This window comes from Mycobacterium sp. 1081908.1, assembly GCF_001673535.1.
Classification (GTDB): Bacteria; Actinomycetota; Actinomycetes; order Mycobacteriales; family Mycobacteriaceae; genus Mycobacterium.
In genome coordinates this window covers 1-9,574 of record NZ_LZLY01000045.1, presented here as the reverse complement: position 1 = coordinate 9,574, position 9,574 = coordinate 1, and the positions used below count along the sequence as shown (strand labels likewise).

9 protein-coding genes and 2 pseudogenes are annotated in these 9,574 nt (G+C 70.2%); 8 read left to right on the top strand and 3 right to left on the bottom strand.

The window, feature by feature from the left end:
• Together A5655_RS06710 and A5655_RS06705 are read left to right on the top strand one after the other, a co-directional pair.
• A partial coding sequence (locus A5655_RS06710; RefSeq protein ID WP_304441655.1) for a BRCT domain-containing protein occupies positions 1–422 on the top strand: 422 nt, incomplete at its 5' end.
• A gap of 6 nt (positions 423–428) precedes the next feature.
• Positions 429–1,538 (top strand): cystathionine gamma-lyase, encoded by a 1,110-nt coding sequence (locus tag A5655_RS06705; RefSeq protein ID WP_067007130.1) that lies wholly within the window; start codon positions 429–431, stop codon positions 1,536–1,538.
• Between the two features lie 5 nt (positions 1,539–1,543).
• Here A5655_RS06705 and A5655_RS06700 read toward each other — a convergent pair whose 3' ends face one another.
• Entirely contained in the window at positions 1,544–2,200 is a 657-nt protein-coding gene (locus A5655_RS06700; RefSeq protein WP_156764741.1) for an amino acid-binding protein, read from the bottom strand.
• A gap of 173 nt (positions 2,201–2,373) precedes the next feature.
• Here A5655_RS06700 and gatC point away from each other — a divergent pair, with 173 nt between their 5' ends.
• From gatC to A5655_RS06670, 6 genes are all read left to right on the top strand, one after another.
• The gene (gatC, locus tag A5655_RS06695) at positions 2,374–2,673 is read left to right on the top strand and encodes an Asp-tRNA(Asn)/Glu-tRNA(Gln) amidotransferase subunit GatC (RefSeq protein ID WP_067007124.1); all 300 of its coding nucleotides are present in this window, start codon (positions 2,374–2,376) and stop codon (positions 2,671–2,673) included.
• Complete coding sequence (gene gatA / locus A5655_RS06690) at positions 2,670–4,157, top strand: Asp-tRNA(Asn)/Glu-tRNA(Gln) amidotransferase subunit GatA (protein WP_067007121.1); 1,488 nt, start codon at positions 2,670–2,672, stop codon at positions 4,155–4,157. The genes gatC and gatA overlap by 4 nt, the downstream gene beginning before the upstream one ends.
• A 57-nt stretch (positions 4,158–4,214) precedes the next feature.
• The gene (locus A5655_RS06685) at positions 4,215–5,246 is read left to right on the top strand and encodes an ATP-dependent 6-phosphofructokinase (RefSeq protein WP_067007118.1); all 1,032 of its coding nucleotides are present in this window, start codon (positions 4,215–4,217) and stop codon (positions 5,244–5,246) included.
• Positions 5,247–5,374: 128 nt separating this feature from the next.
• Complete coding sequence (locus A5655_RS06680) at positions 5,375–6,523, top strand: MinD/ParA family protein (RefSeq protein ID WP_082978522.1); 1,149 nt, start codon at positions 5,375–5,377, stop codon at positions 6,521–6,523.
• A gap of 27 nt (positions 6,524–6,550) precedes the next feature.
• Positions 6,551–8,062, top strand: coding sequence for an Asp-tRNA(Asn)/Glu-tRNA(Gln) amidotransferase subunit GatB (gene gatB / locus A5655_RS06675; RefSeq protein WP_067007111.1), 1,512 nt, complete (start codon positions 6,551–6,553; stop codon positions 8,060–8,062).
• A gap of 32 nt (positions 8,063–8,094) precedes the next feature.
• Positions 8,095–8,634, top strand: a complete 540-nt coding sequence (locus A5655_RS06670; RefSeq protein ID WP_082978524.1) for a flavin reductase family protein — start codon at positions 8,095–8,097, stop codon at positions 8,632–8,634.
• Here A5655_RS06670 and A5655_RS06665 read toward each other — a convergent pair.
• Both A5655_RS06665 and A5655_RS28600 read right to left on the bottom strand, forming a co-directional pair.
• Positions 8,631–9,506: pseudogene (locus A5655_RS06665) on the bottom strand (sorbosone dehydrogenase family protein); the annotation flags it as partial. The gene A5655_RS06670 and the pseudogene A5655_RS06665 sit on opposite strands and share 4 nt — an antisense overlap.
• A pseudogene (locus A5655_RS28600) lies at positions 9,497–9,574 on the bottom strand (hypothetical protein); the annotation flags it as partial. The pseudogenes A5655_RS06665 and A5655_RS28600, both read right to left, overlap by 10 nt.

Sequence of the window (9,574 nt, the reverse complement as noted above, 5' to 3'; positions counted from 1 at the left end):
GCGGCGGCGATCGTCGGGCCGACGCCCTCGACCGCGGCCAGCTGCTCGGTGGACGCGTCCTCGATCGCCTGCAGGTCACCGAATGGTTCACCGTGGACTGGCACCGCGCGATCGTCGACAAATGGCGCGCGGCCGGGGTGCGGATGGCCGACGAACGCGATGCCAGCGTGCCGCGGACCCTGGAGGGGCTGACCATCGTGGTAACCGGTTCGCTGGCGGGCTTTTCGCGCGACGACGCGAAGGAGGCGATCGTGTCGCGCGGCGGCAAGGCCGCGGGATCGGTGTCGAAGAAGACCGACTACGTCGTCGCCGGGGACGCGCCGGGCTCCAAGTACGACAAGGCGGTGGAGCTGGGCGTGCCGATCCTCGACGAAGACGGGTTCCGAAAGCTGTTGGCCGACGGGCCTTCTGCCGAGGAGTGACCGGCGATGGCAAGTGGCTACGGCGATTCCACGCGCAGCGTCAAGGCCGTCAGCTCCCCGGCGATCCCGGGTCAGCCGGTGACGCCGCCGGCGGTACTGGCCTCGACCTATCACCTGTCGAGCGACGAGACCCCCGGCCTGGACGGCTACGGTCGCGACTCCAATCCGACGTGGCGCCAAGCGGAATCGGCGGTCGCGGAGCTGGAGGGGGCGACCGCCGCGGTGGTGTTCAGCTCGGGCATGGCGGCCATCGGCGCCGCGCTGCGCGCGCTGACCGGGCCGGGCTCGAGCCTGGTGGTGCCGTCCGACGGCTACTACCAGGTGCGCGGCTATGCCGCGGAACACCTTGGGCGGCTGGGCGTGACGGTCATCGAGGCGTCGAGTTCGCAAATCTATGACGCCGCGGCGGGCGCCGACGTGGTGCTGGCCGAAACCCCCACCAACCCGGCTCTGGATGTCGTCGACCTGCATCGGTTGGCCACCACCTGCCGGTCCCGCGGCGCCCGGCTGATCGTCGACAACACCGCCGCCACCCCGTTGGGGCAGTGGCCGTTGTCGTTGGGCGCCGACCTGGTGGTGGCCAGCGCCACCAAGGGACTCTCCGGTCACAGTGATCTCCTGGCCGGCTACGTGGCGACCAGCCGGCCCGAGTTGGTCGCGGCCGTCGAACGCCAACGGCTGCTCGCCGGCGCGATCCTGGGCGGATTCGAGGCGTGGCTGCTGCTGCGCAGCCTGGGCAGCGTTGGGCTGCGCTTCGAGCGGCAGTGCCAGAACGCGCAGGCCGTGGCGACGATGTTGGCTCGCCATCCGGCGGTACGAGCGGTGCGCTACCCGGGCCTGCCCGAGGACCCGGCGCATCCCGTCGCCGCCGCACAGATGCGCCGATTCGGGGGCTTGGTCTCGTTCGAGTTGGCCGACGCCGCCGCGGTGCACGCGCTGGTGGAGCGCAGTGAGCTGCTGATCGCGTCCACCAGTTTCGGCGGCCTCCACACCTCGCTTGACCGCCGGGCGCGCTGGGGCGACCCTGTCGCCGACGGATTCGCGCGCCTCTCACTGGGCATCGAAGACACCGACGATCTGGTCGCGGACATCGAGCGCGCGCTCGCGTCGACCTGAACCCGTCAGCGCAGCATGGTCGCGACGATGCCGGCGAGGTAGCCCAGCCGGGCGATCTCCGACGGCCGGAATTCGGGGCCCGGGCGGCCGAGCACCACCGCGGTGTGCGGGTCGCCCAGCGGCGCCGCGACCATCGTGGTGTCCATGTCGCGCCACGCCTGCGGCACCCACTCGCCGGTGTGGTCCAGCGCCGTCGCGCGTTCGATCGGCAGCCAGGGGGCCGAAGCCGCCCTGGTTTCCGGGCACCCCGGGCTCCCGGCGAGGCGCTCCAGCTGCCCCTGCGAACTGCGCAGCACCGCGCACCAGCTGACGCGCAGCACCTTGGGCGCCTCGTTGACGAGGACCCGCAGGCGCGAGGGGTTGTCGCCGGCCGCGGCGACGTGGTCGAGGAGCTCCAGCTCGCGGTGCGCCTCGAGTAGCCCGGTGTGCGGGCGCACGCTGTCCACGCGGACGTTGGGCAGCGACTCCGCGGCCGTGATCAGCCGGTCCGGCATCGCCCCCGGCGGCAGCTCGATGACCAGGTCGTCGATCGCATATCCCGAGCTGCGCTCCACCACGTCGAGCGACAGGATGTCGGCCCCCACCGAGCCGAGCGCGACGGCCAGCGAGCCCAGGCTGCCGGGGCGGTCGGCCAGCTCGATGCGCAACAGATACGACGGCACGGCCAACACTTTTACACAGCGATGTATCGGCGGCATTTCGGCTGGGCCCGGCTGGGGCCGCCCGCGGCCGAGCGTGCGGCCAGCTTCACGCTGGGCGCCGAGCGTGCGACTGCCCGCACGCTCGCGGTTCCCGCCCCGCGCGCCACATCGTCACCCGACTAGGCTTTGCGGTCGTGTCCCAGATCTCCCGCGACGACGTGGCGCACCTCGCGCGGCTGGCCCGGCTGGCCTTGACCGAAGCCGAGCTGGACAGCTTCGCCGGCCAACTCGACGCCATCCTCACCCACGTCGGCCAGGTCCAATCGGTCGACGTCACCGGCGTCGAAGCGACCGACAACCCGCTCAAGGACGTCAACGTCACCCGCCCGGACGAGAGGACGCCGTGCCTGACGCAGGCCGAGGCGCTGGCCGAGGCGCCCGAGGCCGTCGACGGCCGCTTCGCCGTGCCGCAGATCCTGGGGGACGCCGAGTGACCGATATCGTGCGCTCCGACGCCGCGACCCTAGCCGCCCAGGTCGCCGCCGGGGAGCTGTCCTCCACCGAAATCACCCGGGCCTGCCTGGACCAGATCGAGGCGACCGACGACCGCTACCACGCGTTCCTGCACGTGGCGGCCGACGAGGCGCTGGCGGCCGCGGCCGCCGTGGACGACGCGGTGGCCGCCGGCGAGCCGCTGCCCTCGGCGCTGGCGGGGGTCCCGCTGGCGCTCAAGGACGTGTTCACCACGGTCGACATGCCCACCACCTGCGGCTCCAAGATCCTCGAGGGCTGGCGTTCCCCCTACGACGCGACCGTCACCGCACGCCTGCGGGCGGCCGGCATCCCGATCCTGGGCAAGACCAACATGGACGAGTTCGCGATGGGCAGCTCGACCGAGAACTCCGCCTACGGCCCCACCCGCAACCCGTGGGACCTCGACCGGGTGCCCGGGGGTTCCGGCGGCGGCAGCGCGGCCGCGCTGGCCGCGTTCCAGGCCCCGCTGGCCATCGGGTCCGACACCGGCGGATCCATCCGCCAGCCGGCCGCACTGACCGCGACCGTCGGCGTCAAACCCACCTACGGCACCGTGTCCCGCTACGGGCTGATCGCGTGCGCGTCGTCGCTGGATCAGGGCGGCCCGTGCGCGCGCACCGTGCTGGACACCGCCCTGCTGCACCAGGTGATCGCCGGGCACGACGTCCGCGACTCGACGTCCGTCGACGGCGCGGTGCCCGACGTCGTCGGCGCGGCCAGGGCCGGCGCGGGCGGTGATCTGCGCGGCGTGCGCGTCGGCGTGGTTTCCCAGCTGCGCGGCGAGGGCTACCAGGCCGGGGTGCTGACGTCGTTCGAGGCCGCGGTCGAGCGGTTGACCGAGTTGGGCGCCGAGGTCAGCGAAGTGGATTGCCCGCACTTCGATCACGCGCTGGCCGCCTACTACCTGATCCTGCCGTCCGAGGTGTCCAGCAACCTGGCCCGCTTCGACGCGATGCGCTATGGGCTGCGGGTCGGCGACGACGGCACCCACAGCGCCGAGGAGGTCATGGCGCTGACCCGCGCCGCCGGCTTCGGCCCGGAGGTCAAGCGGCGCATCATGATCGGCACCTACGCGCTGTCCGCCGGCTATTACGACGCCTATTACAACCAGGCGCAGAAGGTCCGCACGCTGATCGCGCGCGACCTGGACCGGGCCTACGAATCCGTCGACGTGGTGGTGTCGCCGGCGACCCCGACCACGGCGTTCCGGCTGGGGGAGAAGGTCGACGACCCGCTGGCCATGTACCTGTTCGACCTGTGCACGCTGCCGCTGAACCTGGCCGGCCACTGCGGCATGTCGGTGCCGTCCGGGCTGTCCCCGGACGACGGCCTGCCGGTCGGGCTGCAGATCATGGCCCCCGCGCTGGCCGACGACCGCCTGTATCGGGTGGGCGCCGCCTACGAGGCTGCCCGCGGGGCGCTGCCGAGCGCGGCCACCGTTTAGCGCGCAAAATTTGCGCCAGCTCGCGCCGTTCGGGTCCGGTGCGGGCAAGATGAACAGATGCGGATCGGAATTCTCACCGGGGGCGGCGACTGTCCCGGGCTCAACGCCGTCATCCGGGCGGTGGTGCGTACCTGCGACTCGCGATACGGCTCGTCGGTGGTCGGATTCCAGGACGGATGGCGCGGGCTGCTGGAGAACCGGCGCGTCCAGCTGCAAAACGACGACCGCAACGACCGCCTGCTCGCCAAGGGCGGAACGATGCTGGGCACCGCCCGCGTGCATCCCGACAAACTGCGGGCCGGGCTGAACCAGATCAAGCAGACCCTGGACGACAACGGCATCGACGTGCTGATCCCCATCGGCGGCGAGGGCACGCTGACGGCCGCGCACTGGCTGTCCGAGGAGAACGTCCCCGTCGTCGGCGTGCCGAAGACCATCGACAACGACATCGATTGCACCGACGTGACTTTCGGCCACGACACCGCGTTGACGGTGGCCACCGACGCCATCGACCGGTTGCATTCCACGGCCGAGTCCCACCAGCGGGTGATGCTGGTGGAGGTGATGGGCCGCCACGCCGGGTGGATCGCGCTGAATGCCGGGCTGGCGTCCGGCGCGCACATGACGCTGATCCCCGAGCAGCCCTTCGACGTCGAGGACGTGTGCCGGCTGGTCAAACGGCGCTTCCAGCGCGGGGATTCGCACTTCATCTGCGTGGTCGCCGAGGGCGCCAAACCGATCGCCGACTCAATCACGTTGCGCGAGGGCGGGATTGACGAGTTCGGCCACGAGCGGTTCACCGGCGTCGCCGCGCAGCTCGGCGCCGAGGTCGAGAAGCGGATCAACAAGGAGGTCCGGGTGACCGTGCTGGGCCACGTCCAGCGCGGCGGCACCCCGACGGCCTACGACCGGGTGCTGGCGACCCGCTTCGGCGTCAACGCCGCCGACGCCGCGCACGCGGGCGAATACGGCCAGATGGTCTCGCTGCGCGGCCAGGACATCGGCCGGGTGTCGCTGGCCGACGCCACGCGCCAGCTCAAGCTGGTGCCCGAAAGCCGCTACGACGACGCGGCGGCCTTTTTCGGCTAAGTCGCGGCGAACGGCCGGTGGCACCGACTTGACGACCGGCTGAATTTGCCGCCGAACCGGGCAGCTCACGCCGGTTAACCGCGATATTCGTGGTTTTCTGCCAGCTCGAAGCGGTTATACCGTCTGCTATGAGCAACCGCGGTTCAATTCGCGGAGTCGTTCGCCAGCCGGGGTCGGGCCCGCGTGACCGTCAGCGGCCACCGCCGCGCGGGCGCGACGAGGCCAATTGGACGTCCGCCACGGTGCCCCGGCCGCCACAGCCCCCGCCCACCGCGCCGACGCCGGCGCGGCGGGTCCCGGAGCGGCATCGCCCGGAGCTGACCGTGGGTGCGATGGCCCTTGACGGCCTCGAGCAGCAGGACGTCGAGGGGTCGGCCGGGTCCGGCTGGCGAGACGTGCTCCGACGCCTCACCGGAATCGACCTCGGGCCGGGCAAGGGCTCGGCATACGAGCAGGAGCTGCGGGAGCGCATCCGCACGCACGTGGATGGCGCGTTCCCCATCGCGGTCCTCAACCTCAAGGGCGGCGTCGGCAAGACCGTCGTGGTCGAGGCGCTGGGCTCGACCTTCGCCGCCGTCCGTGGCGACCGGGTGATCGCCGTGGACATCGACGCCGGCGATTTGGCGGAACGCCACGGCCGCCGCATCCCGCTGAGCATCGCCGACCTGCTGCGGGATGGCGCGGCCACGCACTATTCGGATGTGCGGGCGCACACCTACATGAACAGCTTCGGGCTGGAGGTGCTCGGACTGCCGGACTATGCGCGCACCGATTGGCGGCTGGAGCGCCACGACGTCGTCAAGGCGTTTTCGATTCTGCGCAAACACTATTCGGTGGTATTGGTGGACTGTGTCAAGGCGGTCAACTCGTCCGTGATGGACGCCGTCCTGCCGGAGGCGTGCGCCCTGGTGGTGGTCACCAGCACGTCCATCGATGCGATACGCAAGACCAGGACGACCCTGGACTTGTTGCGCAACAAGGGATATCAGCGCTTGATGAAGCGGACCGTGCTGGCGATCAACCACGTCGAGGCGGGCAAGGTCGCCGTCGTCGCCGCCAAGGAGCTCGACCAGTTGTCGGCTCGCGTCGGCGCCACCGTCGTGCTGCCGTTCGACCGGCACGTGCATGACGGCAAGGAGATCGGCCTGGACCGGCTGAGCAAGGAAAGCCGGCGCAGCTATCTGGAGATGGCGGCCGCGCTGGCCGACATGCTCCCCGGCCCGGGCATGGAACAGGGCCTCCGGCTCGGGGCCCGCCGACCGCCGCACGGGACCTGACTCACGACCCTCGTTAGGATCGACGGCATGAGTATTGCCACCGGGTCCGAGCTGCTGGATTACGACGAGGTCGTCGCGCGTTTCGACCCCGTCCTCGGCCTCGAGGTGCACGTCGAGCTGTCCACCGCGACGAAGATGTTCTGTGGCTGCTCCACCGCGTTCGGCGCCGAACCCAACACCCAGGTCTGCCCGGTGTGCCTCGGGCTGCCCGGCTCGCTGCCGGTGCTCAACCAGGCCGCGGTGGAGTCGGCGATTCGGATTGGGCTGGCGCTGAATTGCGAGATCGTGCCCTGGTGCCGGTTCGCGCGGAAGAACTACTTCTATCCGGACATGCCCAAGAATTACCAGATTTCGCAGTATGACGAGCCGATCGCCATCAACGGCTACCTGGAAGCGCCGCTGGAAGACGGCTCCACCTGGCGGGTGGAGATCGAGCGGGCCCACATGGAAGAGGACACCGGCAAGCTCACCCACCTGGGCAGCGAAACCGGCCGCATCCACGGCGCGACGACGTCGCTGATCGACTACAACCGCGCCGGGGTGCCGCTGATCGAAATCGTCACCAAGCCGATCGTGGGCGCCGGTGAACGGGCCCCCCAGATCGCCCGGGCCTACGTCACCGCGCTGCGAGACCTGTTGCGCGCCTTGGGCGTATCCGACGTCCGGATGGATCAGGGCTCGATGCGTTGTGACGCCAACGTGTCGCTGATGCCGACCGGGACAACGGTGTTCGGAACCCGCACCGAAACCAAGAACGTCAACTCGCTCAAGAGCGTCGAGGTCGCGGTGCGCTACGAAATGCAGCGCCAGGGCGCCGTCCTGTCATCCGGCGGCCGGATCACCCAGGAAACCAGGCACTTTCACGAGTCCGGCTACACCAGCCCCGGCCGCACCAAGGAGACCGCCGAGGACTACCGGTATTTCCCCGAGCCCGACCTCGAACCGGTCGCGCCCAGCCGCGAGTTGGTCGAGCGACTGCGGCAAACCGTCCCGGAGTTGCCGTGGTTGAGCCGCAAGCGAATTCAGGAGGAATGGGGCGTCTCCGACGAGGTGATGCGGGATCTGGTCAACGCCGGCGCCGTCGAATTGGTCACCGAGACCGTCAAGCACGGCGCGTCGAGCGAGCAGGCCCGCGCCTGGTGGGGAAACTTCTTGGTGCAGAAGGCCAACGAGGCCGGCATCGAATTGGACCAGCTGGCCATCACCCCCGCTCAGGTCGCCGCGGTGATCGCTCTGGTCGACGAGGGCAAGCTGTCTAACAAGCTTGCCCGCCAGGTCGTGGAGGGCGTGCTGGCCGGGGAGGGAGAACCCGACCAGGTGATGACCGCCCGCGGCCTGGCGCTGGTGCGCGACGACTCGGTTACGCAGGCCGCCGTCGACGAGGCGCTGGCCGCCAATCCGGATGTGGCCGAGAAGATTCGCGGCGGCAAGGTGGCCGCGGCCGGCGCGATCGTCGGCGCGGTGATGAAGGCCACCCGCGGACAGGCCGACGCGGCCCGGGTGCGCGAACTCGTGCTGGCCGCCTGCGGCCAGGCCTGATCGCGAGGGGCCAGGCCGTGTTCGACGACCTGATGGCCATGCTGGACAGCCCGGTGTTCGTCGTGACCACCCAGACCGATGCCCATCCGTCGGGCTGCCTGATCAGTTTCGCCACCCAAACCAGCGTGCAGCCGCCGAGTTTCATGGTCGTGATCCCCCGCGGCAGCGCCACCTGCGAGGCGGCCCGCCAATCCGAGCACCTGGCCGTGCACGTGCTGTCGCAACGCCACGTCGCGCTGGCCGAGCTGTTCGACGGCGAAACGGACGACCAGGCCGACAAATTCGGCCGCTGCTCGTGGCGCGTCGGCCCGCACGGGATGCCGATCCTCGACGAGGCGATCGCCTGGTTCGTCGGCCGGACCGCGCATTGGATCGACATCGGGGATCACGTCGCCTACATCGTGGAGCCCGTCGCCGGCTGGGTACCGGATTCCTACGACGACGTGCTTTATCTGTCCGATCTCGACGAGATCGAACCCGGCACCGAGGCGCCGGAGCGGTTCGTCCTGCACAAACCGGCCGCCGAGCCGCGCAAATACGGCTTGCGGTTCACCCTCGAGGGGCCCGTTTAGGTCTTGTCGTCGTTGTTGCGCGGGAAGCCGCCGCCCTGCGGGAACAGCGGGAACACCACGTCGTCGAGCTTTTCGGCGTCCCCGGCCGTCTTGTTAACCGTTGCGCCCCATACGTTTCCGTCCGGCGACATCCGCAGCGCCCAGGCGTGGGCGTGGGTGTCCTTGCGCACGACGTCGGGTTCGCCGGTGACCGCGCCGGTCTTCGGCGCGAGCCGCACCGCCACCGTCAGCTTGGTGTTGATCAGGTTCACCAGCACGGTCCCGTCCATCGCCGCGCACCCCGCCACGCCGGGCTTGTCCGGCCACGTCCACACCGTGGAGACCTCGGAGGTCTTGGTGATGCGCTGCAGGCGGTCCGCGGTGGGGGTGCGGTCGGCGACGTACAGCGATCCGTCGACCGGGTCGATGCACATCCCGCCGCCGGAGCCCACGCCGGACAGCGCGGTCGTCGGCGGCGCCTGACCGATGGTGGTCGGCTGCTCGATGCGCAGCACCTTGCCCGCCAGGGACTTGGGGTCGGCGGCCATCGCCGGGTTGCCGGCGTCGCCGGTCATCACGACCAAGGTGGTCGGGCTGGTGAAGATCAACGCCCCGGTGTTGCCGGTGGCGCCCTTGGGGATCCCGGTCAGGATGTCCTTGGGGATGTCGCCGTCGGCCACGCGGATCACCCGGTTGTCGGTGGGCGTGCTGATGTAGGCGTACATCAGGCGGTCCTGCTGATAGGTCGGCGACAGCACGATGTCCATCAGGCCGCCGTCGCCGGACGGGTCGACCGGGATGACCATCTTGACCTTCGGCTCGGCGTTGACCGAGATGTCCTTGACGGCCCCGGTGGTGCGCTCGGCGACCAGTGCGGTTTTGCTGTCGGGGCCGGGGTCATCTTGGTCTTGGGAATGTCGTAGAACTCGCCGTGGAATTCGAAGTAGTCGCCGGTGGTGAG